Annotated in this window: 18 protein-coding genes; 12 read left to right on the top strand and 6 right to left on the bottom strand. The window is 46.5% G+C overall.

Features of this window, described 5'->3' with window-relative positions:
- Window positions 1-92: 92 nt before the first annotated feature.
- The 8 genes from MHH46_RS27005 (at window position 93) to MHH46_RS26970 (ending at window position 8,621) form a co-directional block, all read left to right on the top strand.
- Window positions 93-1,286 carry a glycine betaine/L-proline ABC transporter ATP-binding protein gene (locus MHH46_RS27005; RefSeq protein ID WP_036685362.1) on the top strand — a complete coding sequence of 398 codons (1,194 nt, stop codon included), beginning with the start codon at window positions 93-95 and terminating at the stop codon, window positions 1,284-1,286.
- Window positions 1,286-2,119, top strand: a complete 834-nt coding sequence (locus MHH46_RS27000; RefSeq protein WP_076099393.1) for a proline/glycine betaine ABC transporter permease — start codon at window positions 1,286-1,288, stop codon at window positions 2,117-2,119. Before MHH46_RS27005 ends, MHH46_RS27000 begins: the two co-directional genes overlap by 1 nt.
- A 13-nt stretch (window positions 2,120-2,132) precedes the next feature.
- Window positions 2,133-3,002 (top strand): glycine betaine ABC transporter substrate-binding protein, encoded by an 870-nt coding sequence (locus MHH46_RS26995; protein ID WP_038573223.1) that lies wholly within the window; start codon window positions 2,133-2,135, stop codon window positions 3,000-3,002.
- A 287-nt stretch (window positions 3,003-3,289) separates the two neighbouring features.
- Entirely contained in the window at window positions 3,290-3,901 is a 612-nt protein-coding gene (locus tag MHH46_RS26990) for a TVP38/TMEM64 family protein (RefSeq protein WP_076099392.1), read from the top strand.
- A 154-nt stretch (window positions 3,902-4,055) separates the two neighbouring features.
- The gene (yunB, locus tag MHH46_RS26985; protein WP_076184782.1) at window positions 4,056-5,135 is read left to right on the top strand and encodes a sporulation protein YunB; all 1,080 of its coding nucleotides are present in this window, start codon (window positions 4,056-4,058) and stop codon (window positions 5,133-5,135) included.
- 69 nt (window positions 5,136-5,204) lie between these two features.
- Window positions 5,205-6,689: a hypothetical protein gene (locus MHH46_RS26980; RefSeq protein WP_076184781.1), complete on the top strand. Its 1,485-nt coding sequence runs from the start codon at window positions 5,205-5,207 to the stop codon at window positions 6,687-6,689.
- Entirely contained in the window at window positions 6,686-7,891 is a 1,206-nt protein-coding gene (locus tag MHH46_RS26975; RefSeq protein WP_076184780.1) for a hypothetical protein, read from the top strand. The genes MHH46_RS26980 and MHH46_RS26975 overlap by 4 nt, the downstream gene beginning before the upstream one ends.
- The gene (locus MHH46_RS26970; RefSeq protein ID WP_076193397.1) at window positions 7,884-8,621 is read left to right on the top strand and encodes a glycosyltransferase; all 738 of its coding nucleotides are present in this window, start codon (window positions 7,884-7,886) and stop codon (window positions 8,619-8,621) included. The genes MHH46_RS26975 and MHH46_RS26970 overlap by 8 nt, the downstream gene beginning before the upstream one ends.
- Window positions 8,622-8,646: 25 nt before the next feature.
- On the opposite strand, the gene MHH46_RS26965 is transcribed toward MHH46_RS26970, so the two are convergent.
- The 5 genes from MHH46_RS26965 to MHH46_RS26945 all read right to left on the bottom strand — a co-directional run bounded on the left by MHH46_RS26965 (window position 8,647) and on the right by MHH46_RS26945 (window position 16,093).
- Window positions 8,647-10,596: a glycosyltransferase gene (locus tag MHH46_RS26965; protein ID WP_076193395.1), complete on the bottom strand. Its 1,950-nt coding sequence runs from the start codon at window positions 10,594-10,596 to the stop codon at window positions 8,647-8,649.
- A 15-nt stretch (window positions 10,597-10,611) separates the two neighbouring features.
- A complete protein-coding gene (locus MHH46_RS26960; protein WP_076184777.1) occupies window positions 10,612-12,033 on the bottom strand; it encodes a glycosyltransferase in 1,422 nt (473 codons plus the stop codon).
- Window positions 12,030-14,075: a glycosyltransferase gene (locus tag MHH46_RS26955; protein WP_076193393.1), complete on the bottom strand. Its 2,046-nt coding sequence runs from the start codon at window positions 14,073-14,075 to the stop codon at window positions 12,030-12,032. The genes MHH46_RS26960 and MHH46_RS26955 overlap by 4 nt, the downstream gene beginning before the upstream one ends.
- Window positions 14,076-14,187: 112 nt before the next feature.
- Entirely contained in the window at window positions 14,188-15,726 is a 1,539-nt protein-coding gene (locus MHH46_RS26950; protein ID WP_405132539.1) for a DUF6385 domain-containing protein, read from the bottom strand.
- A 28-nt stretch (window positions 15,727-15,754) separates the two neighbouring features.
- A complete protein-coding gene (locus MHH46_RS26945; protein ID WP_076128014.1) occupies window positions 15,755-16,093 on the bottom strand; it encodes a DUF6385 domain-containing protein in 339 nt (112 codons plus the stop codon).
- Window positions 16,094-16,476: 383 nt separating this feature from the next.
- Between MHH46_RS26945 and MHH46_RS26940 the strand changes: the two genes are divergently transcribed.
- From MHH46_RS26940 to MHH46_RS26925, 4 genes are all read left to right on the top strand, one after another.
- Entirely contained in the window at window positions 16,477-17,013 is a 537-nt protein-coding gene (locus tag MHH46_RS26940) for a hypothetical protein (RefSeq protein WP_076128012.1), read from the top strand.
- Window positions 17,014-17,031: 18 nt separating this feature from the next.
- Window positions 17,032-17,613, top strand: a complete 582-nt coding sequence (locus MHH46_RS26935) for a hypothetical protein (RefSeq protein ID WP_036685335.1) — start codon at window positions 17,032-17,034, stop codon at window positions 17,611-17,613.
- A gap of 155 nt (window positions 17,614-17,768) precedes the next feature.
- Complete coding sequence (locus MHH46_RS26930; RefSeq protein WP_036685332.1) at window positions 17,769-18,437, top strand: carboxylesterase; 669 nt, start codon at window positions 17,769-17,771, stop codon at window positions 18,435-18,437.
- Window positions 18,438-18,680: 243 nt separating this feature from the next.
- Window positions 18,681-21,674, top strand: coding sequence for a carbohydrate binding domain-containing protein (locus MHH46_RS26925; RefSeq protein ID WP_076193390.1), 2,994 nt, complete (start codon window positions 18,681-18,683; stop codon window positions 21,672-21,674).
- Between the two features lie 536 nt (window positions 21,675-22,210).
- Here the strand turns inward: MHH46_RS26925 and MHH46_RS26920 are convergent.
- On the bottom strand, window positions 22,211-23,278 hold the full coding sequence (locus MHH46_RS26920; protein ID WP_405132538.1) for a LacI family DNA-binding transcriptional regulator: 1,068 nt from the start codon (window positions 23,276-23,278) through the stop codon (window positions 22,211-22,213).
- Window positions 23,279-23,333: the final 55 nt, after the last annotated feature.

Here is a 23,333-nt window from a genome sequence, read left to right as displayed (position 1 = left end):
CCGTATATGGTGTTTGCATGAATTTTCAATAGTCCGGTAAACTACTATAAGTGAACTAAACCCGGATAACATTTCGGGAGAAGGAGGACGGCATGGCTATTATAGAGGTGAAACAACTAACCAAAGTATTCGGTCATGATGCGGGACGCGCGATTCCTTTATTAGAGCAAGGGATGTCGAAGGAAAAAATTGCTCAGGAATTGAAGTTGACAGTCGGAGTCAACAAAGCCGAATTCAGCATTGAAGAAGGAGAAATATTCGTCATTATGGGTTTGTCCGGCAGCGGTAAGTCGACGCTGGTTCGTTTGTTGAACCGCTTGATTGAGCCTACAGGGGGGCAAGTTCTTTTTAAAGGGAAAGATGTTGTGAAAATGAATCCGGAGCAGCTGCGCCAATTCAGACGGAAGAATATCGGCATGGTGTTTCAGAAGTTCGCATTATTTCCACATCGAAGCGTACTGGAGAATGCAGCATACGGGCTTGAAGTTCAGGGCGTAGATAAAAAGAAAAGAACTGAACTGGCAACAGAAGCCTTGCATCTGGTAGGTCTGAAAGGTTGGGAGAATCATCGTCCTGATCAACTCAGTGGAGGGATGCAGCAGCGTGTTGGACTGGCACGGGGCCTTGCTAACGACCCGGATATCCTGCTTATGGATGAGGCATTTAGTGCACTGGATCCGCTTATTCGTAAAGACATGCAGCAAGAGCTGCTGGAATTACAGGCCAGAGTGAAGAAGACCATCGTGTTTATCACTCATGATCTAGACGAAGCTTTGCGGATTGGAGATCGGATCGCACTGATGAAGGACGGAGTCATTGTGCAAATTGGTACACCGGAAGAAATCCTCATCCAACCTGCCAATAAATATGTAGAGCGATTCGTGGAGGATGTGGACTTGTCCAAGGTGTTGACTGCAGCTCATGTAATGCGTCAGCCGGAAACAGTCAGACCTGAACGCGGGCCTCGGGTAGCGCTTCAATTAATGCGTGACAGTGGTATATTCAGTCTGTATGTAGTGGACAAGGAAAATAAGCTTCTGGGTGTTATTACAGCTGAGGATGCCCTTAAGGCACTGAATGATAATAAATCTATTCTGGAAGTAACGCGGAGAGAAATCCCACGTGTTCAACCGGAAACGCTACTCAATGATTTCTTTGAATTAATATCTGAGACACATTTGCCTGTAGCCGTCGTAGATGAAGCGGATAAATTGAAGGGTATTGTGATTAAAGGAGCCGTTCTTTCCGCACTCGCCGGCAACGCGGTACCGGAAGGAGGATTATAATGGACATTCCTAAACTGCCTTTGGGAAAGGCACTCGAGTGGTTGGAAAATTGGCTGACGACTTATTGTGGGCCCCTGTTTGACTTCATCCATTCGATTATCGGTGGTATGGTGGCTGGCATTGAAAATGCACTTACCTTCCTGCCAGCATTAGTACTTATCGTGCTTATTGCAGCTTTGTCTTATTGGATCGGTAAATGGCGCATGGCACTATTTGCGGTCATTGGGCTGCTTCTGATTGATAATCTTGGATTATGGGGACCTTCTATGCAGTCCTTGGCCCTTGTTCTAACCGCCTCGATATTGGCTGTAGTAATTGGTGTGCCGATTGGTATTTTATGTGCGCAGAGAAATACCGTTAGAAATATAGTTACGCCTATTTTGGACTTTATGCAGACGATGCCGGCTTTTGTATATTTATTGCCAGCAGTATCCTTTTTCTCATTGGGCGTAGTTCCAGGGGTTATTGCTTCGATTATTTTTGCAATTCCGCCAACGATTCGCTTGACCAATCTCGGAATTCGTCAGGTTTCGGAGGAACTGGTGGAGGCAGCAGATGCTTTCGGATCGACACCTACTCAGAAATTAGTTAAATTGCAGCTTCCAATCGCTTTACCAACAATTATGGCAGGTGTGAACCAGACCATAATGTTGTCACTGTCAATGGTTGTTATCTCATCGATGATTGGTGCACAGGGCGTGGGTGCCTATGTATACCGTGCGGTATCACAGGCTAAGACAGGAGACGGATTCGAAGCAGGGATTGCGATCGTTATTATCGCCATTCTGCTGGACCGTTTGACACAGAACGCACTAAAACCAAAACAAAGATAGGAGTTTTAAATAAATGAAGAAGAAAAATATAGGGGTATTCCTGTTAGTTATTATGATGATTGCTGTTATTGCTGGATGTTCTTCATCAAGTAAAGAGAAGGTAAAATTAGCATATGTAGCATGGGATTCGGAAATTGCGAGTACTTATGTAGTAAAGGAAGTACTTGAAACTAAGCTTGGAGCTACCGTTGAAATGCTGCAGGTAGATGCTGGTCCAATGTGGGCTGGGGTTGCAGACGGTAGTGCGGATGGAATGGTTGCAGCTTGGCTGCCAAGCACCCATGCGGCTTATTTAGAGAAGTACGGTGCAAAAATTGAAGATTTGGGTGCAAATCTAAATGGAACTAAGGTTGGCTTGGCTGTTCCGGCCTATATGGATATTAACTCTATTGAAGACTTGAAGAACAGTGATATGGCAGCAAAGCTGAACAATCGCATTATCGGCATTGAGCCAGGTGCCGGCATTATGACAACCACAGAAAAGGCTATCGCGGAATATGATCTTAGCGATTACACACTTCTTGAAAGCTCATCCGCAGCGATGGCTCAGGAACTGCAAAAGGCTTATGACAACAACGAGCCAATCGTTGTTACAGGCTGGACACCGCACTGGATGTTCGCCAATATGGATCTGAAATATCTGGAAGATCCAAAAGGGGTTTACGGTGCGGATGAACAGATCCACACGATGGTTCGCCAAGGTCTGAAAGATGACATGCCCAATGTCTACAAATTCCTGGATCAATTCGAATGGACAGCAGAAGATATGGCCAAAGTAATGATCGAGGTTCAGGGTGGGAAGTCCCCAGAAGAAGCCGCTAAAACTTGGGTGGAAAGCAATCCGGATAAAGTGAATGCTTGGGTTGCAGGTATAGAATTGTAAGTAGATTAAAAACTGTGTTATGATGTGAAGAATAAATGGAAACAAAAATGTAACTTGTACGCTAACTACTGTTCTTTACACATTACACTTCATAAGCAAGCTCATTCAATAAAACACCCCGTAAGGGGTGTTTTTCTTGGGAATATAAGCAAAGTATTACAAGCTCTTAGTGTACCCTGCTTATATTTCAATAAGAATGGATACCTAGTTTACACACTTAGACTTATGCTTTGTCAAAGTAAATCAGGAGGCAGCTGCTGCAAGGAGTCAAGAGAGGAGACTGCTTCATGACAGAGACCATAAATACCTGGATTGATTGGCTGCTGCAAACGCTGGGCCTTAGCGGGCCATCTATTTTATTCGTGACCATCCCGCTCGCACTTTTGCAGAGTATATTAGGATTTTTTCCATTCGTAATTTTGATCGTGCTGCATGTCTCTGTTTTTAACGTAATTGGAGGCATGCTGATCAGTTGGCTGGCCTGCAATCTGGGCGGAATACTGATGTATTTTCTCATTCGGCGATATCTGTATAACTGGTTTGACCGAAAATGGAGAAGCAAACTGAAGCGCTATGATAAATGGCAACGTTACTTGGATCGATATGGGATTTGGACACTGGTGCTATTGCGTACGATCCCGATTATTCCGAATAATGTAATCAATTTCATGTCTGCTGTTTCACCGATTAAAGCCTCATCTTTTATATGGGGAACCGTACTTGGTAATTTGTCTTATATATGGTTATTCGGTACGATCGGATCCACCCTAATTGTTCCGCGTGAAGAATGGAATGGTTATCTTACCTGGTATGCGGTGTTTATAGCTATTCTCATTGGCATCTTTATTCGGCGTCATTGGGACCATTTGCAGGAGGATAAGCGGAGCAGAATGCACTAATATCATCTTCCCAGTTCATGATCTAAAGGATGAAGAACGTTACTTCAGGCGCAGTTTGCCGGAGGGAACGTTCTTCTTTTTTGTCCTCTTAGCGAATACCTTAAATTAAGTGGAGGTGGCTTGACCTCTGCGTAAGGCGGGAGGGACTGTTGCAATGGGCAGATTGAAAAAATGGGGAAACCGAAGGCTGAGAATACCTGATCTAGGCCATTTTCGGCTGCCAAAAATAAATGGGGACACGAATCGGAGATTCTCAGCGAGAAGCTCCGCATTCAAGTCAAAACCCAGCCGGGCAGCGGTTAGGCCGCAGCGTACGCGCTTTGAAGCCAAACGTAGCAAAGGCCGCTTTAGATTATCCAGCCGGCCAGAGAGTAAGGTAACGGTTGCAGGCGGAAGAACACATAAGCCAAGAAGCCGACGTAAATTTTGGCTGATAGCATCCTTAGTAATACTTGTGCTGGTGCTGCAATCCTTGCGCTATGTGGAGCTGCATATGAAACCGCCCATCCTGCATTTAGCACAAATACGTGTGAAGCAAATCGCTACGGAATCGATTAATAAGGCGATTACCTCACAGGTTGCGAATGGAGGGAATGCGGAAGAGCTAATTGATTGGAAGACGGATAAGAACGGGAAAATATCAGGGTTCATGCTCAACTACGCGGAGCATATGCGTATTACTTCGCAAGCGGCACAGGTCATTCAGTCTACGCTGCAGGAATTGCATAATCGAACAGAATATATTCCGCTGGGGCAAGCGCTGGGCAGTCCCCTTATTGCTTCTTATGGACCCGATATTCCGATCAAGATTGAACCACAAGGTGCGGTTAAGGTTGAACTCAGCACCCGCCAGCAAAACGCTGGGATCAATATGATTCTGGTCGAGGTATACATTCATATTGTGACAGAGGTTGCAGTCGTCATTCCTTTTGATATGGAGCCGCAGGTAGTGGATACAGAAATTCCTGTGTCTTATCTGATGGTTGTTGGAGATGTACCTATGTATTATTACGATAATCAAGGTCAACCTGTGGGGGCGAACGGCAGCAGTGCTCCGGGAATTGCCATTCCTGCTCCAGCTGTAGGCGGGGATAAGAGTGGAGTAGTGGATCAGGGCAAGGATACCACCAGTAACAGTCAGAAAGATAACAGCTCGTCTCCAGCGGCAACCGATCCCGCGAGTACGGGTGCAGATCATACGGAAGAAGACAAAGGCGCGGGCGGAGGAAATTAAGGGGATATCACGCTTCAGCGCTCATAGACTATAGGTAGAACAGCTTTAATAAATGGAGCGTGAATCCTAATGTCGCAAGAATCTCTGAATGTGGAACGCTTGGCGGGAAGGTATGGGTTCTTGGAGCGCACGGGACTACTTCCACTGCCGAGTAAAGATGGACTTACCCTTGTAGTTGAGCTAAGCCGCCTGGAATGTGCCGCAGCTTGCTTACCCTTGCTGCTGCTCCATTCTGGAGAGTCTGTGCGCATTATTGCTGTGGCGATGACTCCTGATTTTCCTATGGAAACTTTAGCGGAACAGTTCTCACCGGAGCAGTCGATTCTCTTTCTTCCTTATGAAAAGGAGGAGTACATGCCTAACCAGGCTTTGGCACAGATCGAAACCAGTTTCGCGGTTTTGCTTGAAGATTCGATCATGGTATCGCCTGGCTGGCTAAGTGAGCTATTGTGGGTTCCTTTTGATGACGCTTCAGTTAAGGTGGTGGCCCCTCGCTCTTCAACCGAAAGAGGGGAAGGGAAGAAACGTCTTCACTTCGGCACCTATGATGAGTTTGCTGCTCATGTAAGCTACAATCTTGGCCGGCATCAAGGAGAATGGCGAGAGATGGATGTACTAACGGGTTCTTGCCTCCTGTTCTCTAAAGAGCTGCTTCAGCGTATCGGAGGGTTGGACACCTCGCTTCAAGTGCGGTCTCTTATGATTGCCGATTGGTGTCTTCGAGCGCGGCAGTCTGGAGCCAAGCTGGCGCTAAGTGATGCTGTGTATGTTCATGCTATACATTCACTTGATAGGGGCCAGAGAAGGATGAACGGACCAACACTTGCGGATGGCTGGCAGGCGTATAGTACAAAATGGGCACTGGAAGATGTCTTAGAAGCCGAAGAACATCTTGTACCGCAGAATGGATTCTTACAATCAACACAACCTGTTATTCCACTCGGTAAGGCAACCTTGCAAACGCCATTAGTGACGGCGATTGTTTATTGTGAAGAGGATGGGAATGGGGACCATCTTCCGCAGGAATGGGCAGCTACACAGGAGCAGCAGAGCTACAAGAATATTCGCTGGATCTGGATCAAGGACAGATGGATGAACACAGCTTCCGGCTTGCCAGTAAATGAACAGGATGTAGTGATTGCAGTTCGTGGTCAAGAGGCTTGGCTGCGGGCTTTGAAGAATGCATCTGCATTATTTGAGAGTGAGATAACTGTGTATTTATCAGACTCTATCAGGTATGAGAAATATTACGTTGAACGGGTAGTGAAGGCGATCACCCAAGGTTCCGCGGATCTGATCGTTAGTTTATCTACGGATATGGACGAAGAGGTGGGGCGGTTGCTTAGGGGGGACCCTTCGGGAATTGTTTTTCCATTAGAGCGAGTTGCTCATAAAGGCGGGAATGTGCCTGGAGTGATTACCTGTAAGGCGTCTACTTCGCACCAATTGCAGCTTCACCCTGAAGCTTCACTAACTATAGGTTATGTGGGGGATTTGTCCGAACCGCAGGGGAAGAAGGCAGATAGGAGCAGGGGCAAGGAGGCGCAGTCATGAAATATTTAATTCTGAGCAGAGGCTCCTGGGAGGAATACGAATATAAAAGACTGTTGGATCTTCTGCCCGAGCGGGAAGAGGTCTGTTTTGCCGGAAGAATGACTCTTGAGCAGCAGACTAACAGCCAGATCAAGCCGGTAATGATCGCGGATATTCATACTCTCAAGGCGAGGGAGTACACATTTCTGGTCTCTTCTCCCTATTGGCTACCAGAGGTTCTTTCTTTGCAAGCGGGATATATAGTGGCTTTATTAGAGCGCTGTCCGGAAGAAGAAAATAAGGTCTTATGGGATAAATACAGCGGCTTGCTTGGAGCAAAGGCCGATCTAGTAGGAACCCGGTCAGAACGGATCTATTTGGAGCAGAGCTTGTGCAGGGAGAATATTATTTATCTCGACGGGGATCAGCAGGAATCGTATGGAGTTGTATGTCAGCGCGAGCGGATTTATTTTCTGACAGATTATGAGATGTTGTGGAGTAAGGCGATTGAGAACTTATGGCAGGAGGAGCCCCTCCTTGCTACGGACTGGTTTAGGATTCAACTCCAGCTTAGGGCGGATTATTATACCTCGATGTGCGCCAAGCTGCCCAGCCAGCCTGTTGTACATTATTTGGCAGCATCTTATTTGTATTTGCTTGGGGACTCCACAGCGAATCGATATCTGGCGCAATCCTTTGAGTTAATGGTGCTGTATGAATATTTGGATTGCCTTATTTCACACTTCCGGTTTTTTTCTGCAATAGAAGCCAAGACAGGGAATTTGGAAACGGCGGTCCGCCAATTTGCGATTACAGCATTTACCGCAGAGGAGAAGCAAGCAGTAGAAAGGATGGAGGGCTGGCTCCATTCCGGGCAGGATGAACTGGTTCGCGCGGAGTTGTTCCACCTGAATGAGGATGAGGCAGCGGCAGTAAGAATTTTAAGTCCGCTAACTTCTCCCGAGGCAAAAGCGTTGCTGGTGCAAAATTATGTGCGGACTTTTCAATGGGAAAAGGCAATAGTGCTGCAACATGAGCAGGAAGAAAATGTGGATGAAGCCATGGAAGGCACCATACACTTGCTGTATGGCAGGCGGCACGAGGCCATTCGCAGCTTTTTAAATGCAGGAGGGCAAGACAATCAGGCATGGCCACTTTTGTCAGAGATGGCAGATCTCGAAGAGGCTGTAAGACGATTGAGAAGGAGAGTGGAGGATGAGTAGTCATAGAGGGCCACTCCGCAAAACATCAGGCAACCGTCTGACCGCTATTATGCAGGTTAGGAACGAAGCCGGAAGGTATTTAGAGCAGGTGCTGGAGGAATTAAGTGAGTTCGTGGATGATATTGTGATCGTGGATGATGGAAGTACAGATCATACGGCTCAGTTATGTCTCTCTTTTGCCAAAGTTAAGAAGCTCGTAACCCTGCAAAGCTCTTTGTTTAACCGTGAATGGGAGCTACGGCAAACATTGTGGGAGCTGGCGGTATCTACGAATCCGGATTGGCTGCTGTCTGTGGACGCCGATGAGTTCTATGAAGAGTCTGCTAAACGGGAGATGAGGCGACTCATCGATCAGGATGTGTATGACTGGGTATCCTTCCGATTATTTGATTTTTGGGGCGGCACCACACATTACCGTGAAGATGAGCATTGGAATATCCACACGAAGCATACCCGTACACTAGTCCGCTATTTGCCGAACTTTCATTATTTTTTTCCGAAAATGGATCATCATGTGCCAAGACTTCCGCTCTCTTATTCGGTATTGCCGGGGTTTCTTACCGAGCTGCGTGTGAAACATTATGGTTGGGCGATATCCCCTGAGGAGCTTCGGCGAAAATACTCGCGTTACCTGGAGCTTGATCCAGAGGGGCGCTGGGGTAGTCTGGAGCAGTACGAATCTATCCTTGATGAGCAGCCCCATCTGGTGGAATGGCAAGAGGAGCTTTGAAATCCGCATCTGATCTGCCAACCGGCTAAGTCCGGCTGGCAGATCTCAGAAGCAGCGCAGAAGGGATATGAGCTGATGGTATCCCTTGCGGATATACTTCTGCTGCGAGCTGCAGCTTGTAATAAGCGAGGCTCACGGCTGCGGTAGCCCCCCCGACTCTACGCAAAGCGGCTTCATCCTCTACATGAAGGATGGGCATCTCTCCACAGGAGTAGGCTATCGCAGCGTATAATTGCCACTCGGTACAGTCCGCAGGTGTATGATATTGAGGGTGCTTGCTGACATAAATAGAGCACCATTGTTTTTTTATGGAGGTGGGGGCTTCAAGTAATCCGTAGAGTAAGGGCTGCGGCAGACTGGACCAGTGTAAGGAAGATCCTTCCGAATGGCGATAAAGTGCTAATAAACTATTCCAAGCACCAGTCTGAAGCAGCAATTGTGCTGCATAGCTTAGATCCGAAAGATCAGCTTTAAGGCTATAATTCCCTGCTAAAATATGATGGATCGATAAAATCCCCGGTCTGTAAGGCAATAGACAGACAAGCCAGCGCATGGCAGACTCTGTATCTCCAATACGGCAAGAGAAAGCCCACAGATAGCCAAGTACAAAGGATCGGTTGGAAAGATGGGAAGGATCATGAAGCAGCTGTTCAAGCGGTGCGAGTGTCTGAAGATGTTCCGGTTGATTGTTTATTTCCAGAATCGCCTGCAATGCAGTCTGAACAGATGAGGGTAACTGGCTGGCTGTAGAAAGCTCAGCTTGCCATTCCGGATCGCGGGCATTGAGCGCTGCGGGCAGAAGATAAGTCAAAGTATCAGGAGATAAAGAGTGCAGATGGTTGTGGGTCAATGCTCGTAGTTGTGCCTTCTCTCCAGATAGAAGGCTTAGTGGGATGAGTTCTTTCCACGCCTCGTTATAATCAGGCTTATGTTGTATGGCAGCCTCGTAATGTCTCCACGCATCCGGATATTGGTATAACTTCTCACAGACTCTTCCGGCTAGTAGTTCTGTCCGATACGTTCCACTGCCTGAGGAAGAAGGGTATTTATGTGCTGTATTTCCGCTCTGAAGTGCGTTCTCCAAGAAATGCTTGGCTGAGCTGAGCTTCCCTTGTTCCAGTAACAGGAGGGCATAGCTTTCTAATAAATCAGTGAAATCGGGAAAAAGACCGCTCCCCGTACGAAAAACTTCCTCGGCTTCCTGCTTTCGGCCACATAGTTGTAAGGCGTACGCCGTCTTAAGGTAAATATCTGAGACATAACCGGAAGGGGCTGGAGCATCGGTGAGCAGCGGAAGGAGGATCTCTGCCGCTTCTTTATATTGACCCTGCTGATAATACTCTGCCCCTAACGCGTAACGAAGAAAAAGATGGTTCGGTTGAAGCCGCAGACCCCTGTTGATGAGTGCTAAATTGCGGTTATATTTATTTTTACGCATCAGTTCATCTTCTAAATATCCGTAGTGGAAAATACGCAAATCTGCATAAGTGATCTCCCCAGCTGGAAGCTCCCAAATGCTGCTGGCAATCTCCTCATGAATACTTCCACGAAAAATAATTCTTTTATCATTTTTGAATAATCGACAGACATGATCTGTAACAAAATCCGCTTCAGGTATTTCACCGACATAGTGGATAATGGGCAGCCAATACCCATGAATATACTCGGCACCAAGCAAGGGCTGGAGCAGCTCCTCACTCCAATGATCCACAGCCTCATCAGCATCCAGTACCAGAACCCAAGCGGAAGTTGCATACTCTAGGCTTATATTCCGCGCTTTGGAAAAATCATTTTCCCAAGGAATGTCGATAATCTTTGCACCGAACCTCTGAGCGATTTCTTTACTGTTATCCTCTGAGCCTGTATCCGCAATGATAATCTCAGACACTAGCCCGCGCACAGAGGATAAGCATTTCTCCAGATGGTTTGCCTCGTTCTTAATAATCATGCAAAGTGTGATATCCGGTGTGGTCATAGGAATACGTCCTTCCTAATCTGAAACTCTGGGCAGTGGAAGTGCGAGTCGCACTCTTTTAGCCGCTGGAGAATAGGGGGTTGAAGAAGTGAGGGAGGCAAGCAGACGATCCGCCAACAAAAGCTCCGAACGCCCTGGGTGATAGGCTGGGTTGAATAACGAGTCATTAGATGAGGACTGCCCTGTGGTCTTCATCAGCTGTTTTGCTGCCTCTTCACATCCCTCAATCCGCAATAAATCTAAGAGAAGTCCGCTTTTAGCGGCTGTGTATTCGGGTAGATGAGCGTGAAGCCAGCCCAAAATTTCATTTTCGCGCTCAGCACATTTTAAGGCTCGGATCAGTCGGGTTATAATGGGCGTTGGCTCGGGATGAAGCTGAGCAGCTTTGGTATAACAGACACAGGCCTCGGTCTCATCGCCTATTTCTTCGCATAACTGTCCCAGCAAATAAAATGTCAAATAAGATCCGAATCCGGACTCGGTATGGTAACCGGAAGGAGCTTCTCCAATGACTAAGGCTTGCAGCAATGCTGTTTTGGCCTCAACTAGGGCCCCCATTTGAAACAGCAGCACACCTTTGATATGAGCCAAGTCAGGATAATCTGGATGTAAGGTTATCCCTGAGTCGCAAGCTTCCAGCGCCGCGTTGAAATCTTTTAATTCTGCCAGGCAGCGGATTTGATATTTGTGCAGCAGATGAACATAACTTGTGTCGGGTGGAGCTTCGTTAAGTGATCTTTTGATATGCTCTAGAGCCGGTTGATATTCACCAAGCCGCATATATTCAACAGCCATATTGAAATGGTGGAAGGGGTCATTGGGATTTAACTTTAGCTGTTCCTTGAGCAGCTCAACATTTCGTTTGATCTTATCTTTTTTTGCTACTACGCCGTCTGCATAACCGTAATGATGGATGACTACGTTGCTTAAATGCATTGCTGCTTTGGGTGTAGCTTTTACGATCGTTTCTGCAATCTGTTCGTGGATGATGCCGCTGAAACGGTACTGCGGGCGGTTACGGAATAGCCGGATAATCGGATTAACAGTAATGGTCTGTGAAGCTGCGGTTAAACCTTTATGATTATGAATGCGCAGAAAAAAAGCTTCATACTCCAAATGCTCCGCACACAGCAACAGCTCCCCCTTACTTTTCGCATCCAGTTCCTCGTCTCCATCCAGAATGAGAATCCATTGTCCGTGGGCTTGCTGAAGACCCGCGTTGCGGGCAGCGGCAAAATCGCCATTCCAAGTATGGTGAACAACTTTAGCTCCAAAGCTTAGAGCAATTTGTAGCGTGGAGTCAGTAGAGCCAGTATCGACTACAATAATCTCATCGGCGATACCACGTACACTTTTTAAACATTGGTTTAGGTTATCTGCTTCGTTCTTAACGATCATGCATAGAGAAATCAGAGGTTTTTGGCTGGGCATGCTCATTTGGCTGTCCTCCCCTCACTCTGGCGGAAGCTCCACTGTGTATGCCACGGTGTACGATTTAGTAAAAAGATGGATTTATGGATGGCACCAATATCCGTTTGCAGTGGACCATGAACGTTAGCTGCATCCAAGCTGTTTAGTGCCTCCTCCATGCTATGCTTCGCTTGCTGAAGGTAACAGAGTGCTAAACCCACTCGGGCAGCCTCATGCTCAGGCATCTGCTCCAGCGCTTGTTGAAACCATTCACTGGCTTCCGTGTAATGCCCTTTGTCAAAGACCATCTCACCTATATAAAAAAGAACCTTCGCATCAGCGGCTTGATCGCTAACTAACCTGATAAAATGCTCACCTGCCGCATTCCTATTGCCTTCTTTATATAATGCTGCGGCTAATTCAGACCGAAAGGTAGGGAACAGCTTTACCAAAGCGTCGCTTAACTCGGGCTGGTGTAGTTTTACTGATTGTTCGATCAAATCTGAAATGAATGAGGAATGTAATGGTAATGAATCTACCTCTGCTTCAGCGGGATCTACCTTTTGTTGCTGGTGGCACTTCTGAATGTATTGCAGTCCGAAACGAAGTTCGTCTGGTACATAGGTTAGCAGGTCATTGTGGAATTCTCCAAAAAGCGACCAAGAGCAAATAGCCCAGAGGGTAGGCCACTTTTTCAGATATTCTAAATCATGGTTATCTTGCGTAGCTAAGGAGGTCATTTGTCTTATGGTTGTATAGGCGTCCTCTAGCTTGCCGGTGATCAGGAGTGAAGAGATCATCCAATTTGCCGTCTCTAATTCCAAGGGAAAAGTGTCTCGGGATAAGTTAGTGATGGTCTCATTAGCATTTATCGCAAATAAGCTGTCAATGATCGCAGCTCGTTGGGCAGCATTAGTTGGGGGGACGATTTGTATCAGCAAGCCGGCAATCTCCTCATCGGGTACAGCTAAGCGTTGAAAAGCAGAAGCTATTCCCTGCAAGGCAGGCCTATATAAAGAGTGGTGTTGAAGCGCACGGTGGTAGAATCTCGCAGCGTCCTCCTGAAGCTCAAGCCGCTCTGAGATTAAGCCTAGTCGATAAAGTGGGCGGAAGGTGTTCATCCCTTGCTCAGATACATATTTTTGACTAACCTGATCTCCAGAAATGGATGCTGCACGCTGATAAGCTTGAAAAGCACGTTCTAACAAGCCTTGACTCTCCAAAGATTGGCCTAATAAAAAATGCAGGTCAGGGTAATCCTCATAACGCTCCAATTCAGGCAACAGCAAGGGATCTATGATATTCGTTTTTCCTTGAGTCAGATAAATTTTACAGAGATCTCTAATCATCGTAGGACGGTAGGAAGCTTCAAGTGGCACATGGTGAAGGGTCTGGCGAAGTAATGTCTCTGCTTCCAGAAGACGACCGTCCTGACAGCAGGTGACTGCTAAATTATACGAGTGAAAAGGATCTTCCGGTTGTTCGGCTAAAGCGAGTCGCAGCAGCTGCTCATTGCGTTTGATTTTATTTTTTCGTGCCATGATTTCCGGCAAATATCCGAAGTGTTCAATCTCAATATCACTATGCTCAATCGCCGAGATGTTATGTGATTTAAGGATTGCAGCGTCAATTCCTTCATGAATTCTTCCGCTATATCGATAACCCTGTCCATTTCGGAATAAACGAACCGCACTGTGCTTTACCTTATCCTCAGGCCGAACGCCAAGCCAATTATCAATGTGTACTGTAAAAGCCTGAGCTTGCGTGTTTTGCAGGAGGCTGCGGAGTTCCGGAAGTGGAGTTTGCAGGCGTTCATCGGCATCAAGGACTAGAATCCAATCGGTATCCGCCTGATCGAGACCTTCGTTACGTGCTGCAGCAAAGTTTTCTGTCCATTCCCGTTGGAATACTCTAGCCCCGTGCGCTTGGGAAATAGCTATGGATTCGTCAGTAGAGCCTGTATCTATGACCACAATCTCGTCAACACCTGCTACGCTTGTGAGACAGTGGGGCAGAAGATCAGCTTCATTGTTAACGATGAGGTGGACGCCAAGCGTAATATTGTTCACGTTGTTTCCTCCTTGTTACATATGTAGAAGTAGAAATCAGCTTTTGCTATCAAAAGAAAAAGCACATGGATATCCATGCACTCTTTCTTACAACATATGATGGGCATCTGCATTACGTTCCCTGTGCGTTGAAACTTACATTGATTGTTGAGGCGGCCCCTGCATTCGTTGATTGATAGGATAAGCGTGTATATTTCAGGAATCTGGCTGGAACTATGACATCGATAGAACCTGCTGCTAAAGGATTATCTCCTGTGGTATCGACGAAATAGTTCGTTCCGTCAGCACTGATTTCTACTCGTGTGTTGACCGGGTTAGCTCCAGTGTTATTGATGAAAAAGGAATAGGTCCCCAATACGCTCGTAGTCACTGCTGGCAGTGGAGTATAGGCATTAGCAGTTGCAATACCCGTCGTTGTCTGTTCGATAAAGCTGCGTTGTGAAATAGAGGTCACACTACTGAGCGTACCAGCCGTAATGGTGGCTCCGAGCACGCTGGTAATGGTCCCGTTTAAGAGATTGGTGACCGTACCTGCTGAGGACAGAGTACCCGCAGTGATCGTGGCTCCGAGCACGCTGGTAATGGTCCCGTTTAAGAGATTGGTTACTGTACCTGCGGAGGACAAAGTACCCGCAGTGATCGTAGCTCCAAGTACGCTGGTAATGGTCCCGTTTAGGAGGTTGGTGACCGTACCTGCTGAGGACAGAGTACCCGCAGTGATCGTGGCTCCGAGCACGCTGGTAATGGTCCCGTTTAAGAGATTGGTAACTGTACCAGCCGAAGACAGAGTACCCGCAGTGATCGTGGCTCCGAGCACGCTGGTAATGGTCCCGTTTAAGAGATTGGTTACTGTACCTGCTGAGGACAAAGTACCCGCGGTGATTGTGGCTCCAAGCACGCTGGTAATGGTCCCGTTTAAGAGATTGGTTACTGTACCTGCGGAGGACAGAGTACCGGCTGTGATCGTAGCCCCTAGCACACTAGTAATGGTACCAGCCGTAATCGTAGCTCCGAGCACGCTAGTAATCGTGCCTTCGAGAATGTTAGAAATGGTACCTGCGGAAGACAAAGTACCCGCTGTGATGGTAGCTCCAAGTACGCTAGTAATAGTCCCGTTAAGAATGTTGGTAACCGTACCTGCGGAGGACAAAGTACCCGCAGTGATGGTAGCTCCGAGCACGCTAGTAATCGTGCCTTCGAGAATGTTAGAAATGGTACCTGCGGAAGACAAAGTACCAGCTGTGATGGTAGCTCCAAGTACGCTAGTAATAGTCCCGTTAAGAATGTTGGTAATGGTACCTGCGGAAGACAAAGTACCAGCTGTGATGGTAGCTCCGAGTACGCTAGTGATCGTCCCGTTAAGAATGTTGGTAACCGTACCTGCGGAGGACAAAGTACCCGCAGTGATGGTAGCTCCGAGTACGCTAGTAATGGTCCCGTTAAGAATGTTGGTAACCGTACCTGCGGAGGACAAAGTACCCGCAGTGATGGTAGCTCCGAGTATATTGGAAATCGTACCATCTAGGATAATTGTCGTTAGATTTCCGCCTGGATCTGTAGTGAGCGGATGATCAATCAGCGAGGCATCCCGGCCAAAAATAAGCGTTCGTAGATTATCGGGATTAGCTTGAAAAGAGCTGTAGTTAGGCAAAGTTCCTCGTCCCTCTCTTATAAAATTGTTAACTCATACCTATAGACTGGGCTTGGACGTATACATCAATTTTGCCTAAACCCGTTGACTGTTGCGTGGAGGCGGATATCCGAGTCCACTTTAAAAATCTGCTTGGCACTAGCACCTTCATTTCTTTTGCAGCCACGATCTCTTCTGAATCTATAAAAGAATCAAAACTGTTCGGACTAATCTCCAAGCGGACGCTAACAGGGTGGTCTCCTTGGTTCATAACTGCGTAAGAGATCATCGTTTTAGTTCCGCTTTTTTGCCAAGGCAGAGGTGAAATGGAGCTGGACACGGGGAATCCGATAAATTGATGCTCGGAAAATAAAGGACTGATCGTCACCTTACGGCGGTTTCTTCGACCCTTTGGAGGTGGAAATGATTGCGGATTTCTAGAACAATTCCCCTGTTTTTTTGAGTGTTTTATTTTGCTGCGCTTTTTTAGTTCCAGACCGTTATGGATTTCATTCACCTCCTACGGGTTTTCTGGAACCCTATCCATAAAAGGACCCTAACCGTCGTTTGAGCCCTGAGCATCAATAAACCGCAGTTCAATAAGCCGCGAACCGTTAGGGACAATCCTTAGCCATTCGAATGGTGATAATAATATATGGTGAAAAATAAGAGGTGATTGGGCTGGAAAAGCAAAAATACGCACATTCCCAAACAACCTGTTACTTAGAGCGGCATAAAATAAGATAAGCTCAAGTACGGGGAGGATAGCGCATGCCAAACGATTCAGTCTTTAATCAGAGTAGCCAGCCACTCTTTACAGAACAAGTCAACACGTATGTTGCACCTGGTATAGATTCAGCTCCGGAGGGAGGAGCGGCTAAGGCGGGGCTATTGTTTGGAATCCCTTTTACTTCTACGGTAACGACTGCTGCACCGTTAGTTGTTCAGATTAGTAATCCGGCAGGCAGCGGACGTACATTGTATGTATCCCGGGTTGCAGCTAGCTCGGCAACAGCTGCTGTTACTTTATCTCTGCTTCGGAACGCTACGGTCACCGGGACTACCGTTACACCGATAAATTTTAATTTTGGAAGTGCGTTAACCAGTGTGATGACGGCCAGAACCTCGACTGCTGCCCCTACGGGAGGTCCGGCCACTCTAGTATCTTTATTACTGGCAGCGGGGCCCGTCATTGTTGATTTTACTGGACAAATCGTTGTTCCTCCCGGAAATTCTATAACCACGTCCATCACGATTGCATCGGGAACTTCAGCAGCGACAACATCTATTAGTTGGTGGGAATATTAGAAATGGGAGGGGATAATCATGCCTAATCAATATGTGTTTAACGACAATGATCAACCTCTTTTTGTGGATATGGTCAATACCTTCCAATCTCCGGATATCAGCGCGCCACCTGAAATAAGTGCTTCGAAGGCTGCGGTCTTGTATTCTACCAACACATCCGCGTCTAGTTTGGTCGTACTTAGTCTTATTTCTGCAATTACTTCTATTCGGATTAGTAATGCTGCTGGTAGCGGGAAAACCGTATATATCTCTCGTATTAGCGGCAGTATCGGCGGATCTTCTCTGCTATCGGCTATGTCTGGAAGCTTTACAATTGTAAAAGGAGGGACGTTAACCTCTCCTGCAACCTTGACACCAACCAATAATAATCTCGGAAGCGCGGCTACAAGTGCGATGACCGTTCAATCTTCAACAGCGGCAATTAGCGGGGGGACGACGCTTTACAATTATCAATTAGCTCCAGGCGCTTTCTCACAGAACTTTACGGGCAGCATCATCGTTCCGCCGGGGACTGCTATTTGTGCTAACGTAACTTCATCTAGCTCGGCTGTAGGCTTAACGATTACTTCTGCACTTGGTCTTCTTTGGTGGGAGCAATAGAGTTTATATTTTTTTTTGAACCTATAACGGTGGTAAACCTTGACATCATTTGGTTAAGGTTTTACATAGAAGGTTGGAATGAATAGAAAATAAAGGGGATTGGCATTATACAATAAAGTTGGAATTCAGTATGGAATGTGAAAAGAGGGACAATTATGGAAAGTTGTTTATTTATTCATGGCTTTACCGGAGGTGAGCATGAAATCTCTCCCTTGTCCCAGTTTATGGAGCAGCATAATTATCGTTCCAGAACATTTACCCTGAAGGGGCACGGGGGCAGCAGGAATGATCTACTGCATTCGGATCGACATGATTGGCAGCAAAGTGCTGAGGATGAATTAACAGAGCTGTTAAAGACAAATGACGGCGTTCATCTGATCGGTTTTTCAACCGGTGCTCTTATTGCTTCACATCTTTCCGTGCGCTATAAACCTTGGATTAAATCTCTCACTTTGTTGTCTACCCCTGTGTTTCCGCTGAATCCTGTAGAAATTATTAAGACCCTTGGGAGCTTTTCCATGCTAAAAACTTATATTAGTAAATTCAGTTCAACGCCTCCAAAAGCAACTCGAGAGTTCCAGCGATTGGTTCGTGAGAGCTTTTCTGTCTATCCGCATATTGAGACTCCAACCCTGATCGTGCAAGGAAAAAGAGATCATCTAGTGAAGACTAGAAGCGCCGATTACCTACGACATCATATGATCAAGGCGACCCAAAAACAGGTGCTGATGGTCGACAACAGTGGTCATATGGTGTGCCATTGTGAAGAGAAGGACCGAATTATGAATGAGGTCTTGCAGTTTATTCAGACGGCGGGACGCTGAACTCAAACAGTAAATATTCAACCCCAAGAGCTTCCTAAATAGGAGCTCTTTTTTTGTTGTGCATTTCAATTTTAAGGCTTGACAATGCGTCTTGTGTCATGGTAATTTTTAGTAGGGAAACCGGTTTCCCTAAAATTCGTTTGTTTCTATGCCAAAAACATCGCTGGAAAGGTCGTTTTTAATCCAAGAAGTAGGTTTTAGTGTGTTATGAATACGCTTTAATAAGAGAGGGAGATGCGCGCGATGAAACGTAAGTTATGGTACGTGCCCGTTCTGATTACATCTATTCTTCTTTCTACTGTGATTAATTTATTCGTCTTAGCGCCACAACAGGCAGATGCAGCCAGCATCGGTACGATTAACGAGAATGATACCATTTATCAGATTATGGTTGACCGGTTTAATGACGGGGACTCTTCCAACAATGCTACGGGAGCGGCAATTCGCTATGGCGAGAACTCTGAAGAAGATTTCCGTTATATGAAAGGCGGAGATTGGCAAGGAGTGATCGACAAGCTGTCTTATATTAAAAATATGGGCTACACCGCGATCTGGATTTCCCCAGTGGCGGAGCCGCAAATGACGAATCGGGAGAACAATGGCAGTGGTAAAAACACGGCGTATCACGGGTACAACGTTAAGGACCCTAACGCAGCCAATCCCTACTTCGGTACAAAGGAGAAGCTGAAGGAGTTAGTGGATTCCGCACATGCGGTTGGCATCAAGGTGGTTATAGACGTTGTGCCAAACCATATCGGGGATTATATGCTGGGTACCCAAGCCTACTATGATATCCCTAGTCTGCAGCCAGCAGCTCCTTTCAATAACCCGGCTTGGTATCACCATAACGGAGATATCAACTGGTCTTTGGCAGACGGAAGATACGATCAATGGGCACAGGATTACTTAGAAAATCATGATTTAGGCGGACTGGATGACATTGACTTCGATGTCCCTGCTGCTAAAAAGGCCATATTTGATTCGATTAAAGGCTGGTTTGACTATACAGGGGCAGATGGTGCGCGTGTAGACGCAGCCAAGCTGATGAAGCCGACTGATATTGGTGAATTGCAAAATTATCTGGGGGTTAATACCTTTGGCGAGAATTTTGACGGCAATGCTGAATTTGTCTCGCGCTGGGTCGGCAACAACAAGGAGTGGGGCATGCTTGATTTCCCAATGTTCTTCTCCGTTCTAAATAGCTTCGCATATGGGCAGTCTTTTGACTCCAATATTAAAAGCACCTTGGCACAGGATTCCTACTATAACGGAAATGCCAATCACATGGTTACCTTTATCGACAATCATGACCGCAATCGTTTTCTCACAGAAGCTGGAGGAAGCGTAGATAAGCTGCAGAACGCTTTGAGTTTTATTTTTACAGTGCGTGGAACACCCGTTGTCTTCCAAGGTACGGAACAGAACAAAGGCAATGGTAATGGGCAGATTATGACGGGAGGCATCGCCGATACCTGGAACCGCTGGTCAATGGTGAAACGGGATGCAAACGGCAATGTAATAGAGAATTATTTTAATGAGAATGCCAGCACCTACAAGCACGTAGCCAAACTTAATGAGATTCGGAAAAATAATCCGGCACTCCGTACAGGCACTCAACGTGAAATGTGGTCTGCACAGAACTTATATGCTTTTTCACGTCGTATTGACACTGGAACTAATCTGGGGCAGGAAGTTATCTCCGTATTCAGTAATAAATCCAGCGGCTCGCAGACCGTTACCATTCCACTGCGTGCAGAGAGCAGCTTGGCAGTCGGGACGGTTCTTTATAACCAGTTGAACACTTCGGATACGGTAACCGTACAATCGGGTGGAGCAACTGGCAAGCAGATCACTGTAACCGTGGGTGCAAATGCAGCCAAAATCTATGCCAAACAACAGCTTCCTACAGATACAGTTGCTCCAACTGTACCCACTAACGTGACCGCAACCGTTCAAAATGCATCCAGTGCTTTAGTAAGCTGGACCGCTTCCACCGACAATGTAGGTGTGACCGGATATGAAATTTATCGCAACGGCGTAAAAGTGGGTACATCCGCAACTACTTCATATACGGATAACGGATTATCTGCCAGTACTACGTATGACTATACGGTAAAAGCAATGGATGCAGCAGGCAATCTATCCCTCCTTAGCGCGATTGCTTCAGTGACAACACCAGCGGGGAACAGTGTCACTATTTACTATAAGCAGGGCTATACCTCGCCTTATATTCATTATCGTCCTGCAGGAGGAACTTGGACGACATCACCGGGTGTGGCGATACCTGTCTCTGATGTAGCAGGCTACAACAAAATAACGATTAATATTGGCTCAGCCAGCCAGCTTGAAGCTTGCTTTAACAATGGCAGCGGCACTTGGGACAGTAACGGGGGCAGCAACTATTTATTTAGTGCCGGCACCTGGACCTATACACCAACTGGCAATATTCAATCGGGTGGACCCGTGACGCCGACACCAACGGTAACGCCGACACCGACACCGACGGTAACACCAACGCCAACTCCGACGGTAACGCCGACACCGACACCAACCGTAACGCCAACACCGACGCCAACGGTAACGCCGACACCGACACCAACCGTAACGCCAACACCAACACCAACGGCAACACCTGTCGGCAGCACGGCAACGATCTATTATAAGAATGCGGCTTATAGCAGCTCTTATATCCATTATAAGCTCGATGGTTCAACGGTCTGGACGACGTCTCCAGGCGAGCAGCTTCAAGCTTCTGCTTTTACAGGATATAAGGCGGTTACGATTCAGTTGGACACGGCAGCTGGGCTGACCGCAGCCTTTAATAATGGCAGTGGCACATGGGATAACAATGGAGGCAATAACTATCATTTTGCTGCGGGCACCTGGAGTATGGTGAATGGTAACATCACCGCAGGAGAGCCACAAGCGGATAGTGTTACATTCCGAGCAACTGTTCCTGCGTCTACTCCTGTGAGTGATCCCGTTTATCTCTCCGGTTCCTTCAATAGCTGGAATGCGGCAGATCCGAACTACCAACTGACGAAGGGTAGTGATGGTATTTACTCCATCACACTAAGTCTACCGGCGGGAACAGCAATTCAATACAAAGTTACACGAGGTGCTTGGACTAATGTGGAGGTGAATTCGAATGGATCGGATCTTTCCAATCGAACCCTTACGCCATCAGGCGGTGCACAAACCGTAAATCTGACGGTTCAGCGCTGGAAGGATCTATAAGCTTCATAATATCTACAGCTTAAACACACCAAGGAGCGGCTCCCGTATGGGGCCGCTCCTTGGTAAGCAGTATGAAGCTTTTTAATTGCATAAAGTACAATTAAACTTTCTGTTTGAAGCTGGTAGAAAGATTTAACTGTATTTTGTGCAGTAGAATTCAGGAAAAAGGCTGTTTTTTGCCGATTTCACGAGTTTTGACTGCACAAAGTGCAATTAAATCGAATGTTACCCATCCTATAAGGATATCTATTGCACAAAATGCAATTAAATCCGATGTAGCCATTTTGGCTACTCAAATTCTATCAAGCTAAAGCAGTTACTCCAGACAATCAAGCCGAATCAGCACGCAGCGCAATAAAGTTCAGTCAGCTACACAAGCTCAATCAAGCTCAGTTAGTTACTCAAACAATCAAACCGAAACAGCACGCAGCGCAATAAAGTTCAGTCAGCTACACAAGCTCAATCAAGCTCAGTTAGTTACTCAAGATAATCAAACCGAAACAGCACTCAGCGCAACCAAGCTTCCTGCCTCTTCACTAAGTTCCCGCCGGGAACTGGGATCTCATAGTTGACTCACGAGGAATGAGTTCTGGCTCGAGAAGCAAATGCCTAGAGGGTATGTTGTTGTTACGAATGCGTTGCATCAGCAGCTCGCCTGAAGATACCCCCAGCTGGAAGGTGTCGATATTTAGCGAGGTTAGAGGAGGCGTAGTGTAACGGGACAGAGGATATTCATCAAATGCGGCAATGCCGAGCTGTGAGGGAACATGAATATCCAGTGATTTTGCAGCTTGAAGCACCCCGAAGGCAACATAGCTGTTCATGCATACTACGGAGTCTGGTCGATCTTCGCTCTGTAGAAGCTCAAGTGCAGCAAGATAGCTCTCATGTTCATCAGCCTTACAATTGATAATCCATTGCTGCTGATCGGCAAGATCTGCTTGCTGCAATGCTTGCAAATATCCACTCAGACGATGAGTATAAATCTTTTCCTGCTGCTGCCCGCCTATGAAGGCTATTTTGGAGTACCCCTGCTTTATTAAATGTGAGGTCAGCATGCTGCCGCCTGCTTCATTATCGAAATCAACCCAGCTTCCGGGAGTCATAATTTCGCCGATGGAGATGTAGGGAAACTCCAAGCGGTTCAGTTCTTCGCAAAGCTCTTCCGTTAGTACGGAGTTATTCGCTATGATTCCGTCGACACGTTTGCTGAATACAAGTCTATTTAGAAAATGTCCTTCCGGACTACTATGCTGCACATTGGAAATAGTCAGCTCGTATTTTAAAGGTGCAATTACACTTTCTATTCCACCGATGATGTTGTAGAAAAACTGGTTTAGAAATTCACTTTCCTTGGACATATCGACCAGAAGACCAATATTACAGCTGCTTTGTCTGGCTAATCCGGTAGCGATACTACTTGGTGTATAGTTCATTTGCTTCATAATTTCGCGAACTTTGTGTTTCGTTTCCTGTGATATTTTTGGGGAATCGTTTAATACTTTGGATACGGTAGATTTAGCCACATTGGCTGCTTTGGCAATATCAGAAATGGTTACTTTCATTGTCTTCCCCTCATAATCCGGAACGGTATTTGTAACCATAATAACACAAATTTAGCAGTCTCTCTAATCACAATAAGTCTCATAGATTTAACGA

The sequence above is a fragment of the Paenibacillus sp. FSL H8-0175 genome (assembly GCF_045040615.1).
Lineage (GTDB): Bacteria > Bacillota > Bacilli > Paenibacillales > Paenibacillaceae > Paenibacillus_AQ > Paenibacillus_AQ odorifer.
Note: the sequence above shows the minus strand (reverse complement) of the source record. Positions and strands in the feature narration are given on the sequence as shown.

Coding starts and splice junctions, on each gene's coding strand:
- MHH46_RS26920 (WP_405132538.1), bottom strand. CDS start 23,278: ATGGTTACAAATACCGTTCCGGATTATGAGGGGAAGACAATGAAAGTA.
- MHH46_RS26970 (WP_076193397.1), top strand. CDS start 7,884: ATGAGTAGTCATAGAGGGCCACTCCGCAAAACATCAGGCAACCGTCTG.
- MHH46_RS26960 (WP_076184777.1), bottom strand. CDS start 12,033: ATGAGCATGCCCAGCCAAAAACCTCTGATTTCTCTATGCATGATCGTT.
- MHH46_RS26965 (WP_076193395.1), bottom strand. CDS start 10,596: ATGACCACACCGGATATCACACTTTGCATGATTATTAAGAACGAGGCA.
- MHH46_RS26990 (WP_076099392.1), top strand. CDS start 3,290: ATGACAGAGACCATAAATACCTGGATTGATTGGCTGCTGCAAACGCTG.
- MHH46_RS26995 (WP_038573223.1), top strand. CDS start 2,133: ATGAAGAAGAAAAATATAGGGGTATTCCTGTTAGTTATTATGATGATT.
- MHH46_RS26925 (WP_076193390.1), top strand. CDS start 18,681: ATGAAACGTAAGTTATGGTACGTGCCCGTTCTGATTACATCTATTCTT.
- MHH46_RS26975 (WP_076184780.1), top strand. CDS start 6,686: ATGAAATATTTAATTCTGAGCAGAGGCTCCTGGGAGGAATACGAATAT.
- MHH46_RS26980 (WP_076184781.1), top strand. CDS start 5,205: ATGTCGCAAGAATCTCTGAATGTGGAACGCTTGGCGGGAAGGTATGGG.
- yunB (WP_076184782.1), top strand. CDS start 4,056: ATGGGCAGATTGAAAAAATGGGGAAACCGAAGGCTGAGAATACCTGAT.
- MHH46_RS26940 (WP_076128012.1), top strand. CDS start 16,477: ATGCCAAACGATTCAGTCTTTAATCAGAGTAGCCAGCCACTCTTTACA.
- MHH46_RS27000 (WP_076099393.1), top strand. CDS start 1,286: ATGGACATTCCTAAACTGCCTTTGGGAAAGGCACTCGAGTGGTTGGAA.
- MHH46_RS27005 (WP_036685362.1), top strand. CDS start 93: ATGGCTATTATAGAGGTGAAACAACTAACCAAAGTATTCGGTCATGAT.
- MHH46_RS26935 (WP_036685335.1), top strand. CDS start 17,032: ATGCCTAATCAATATGTGTTTAACGACAATGATCAACCTCTTTTTGTG.
- MHH46_RS26930 (WP_036685332.1), top strand. CDS start 17,769: ATGGAAAGTTGTTTATTTATTCATGGCTTTACCGGAGGTGAGCATGAA.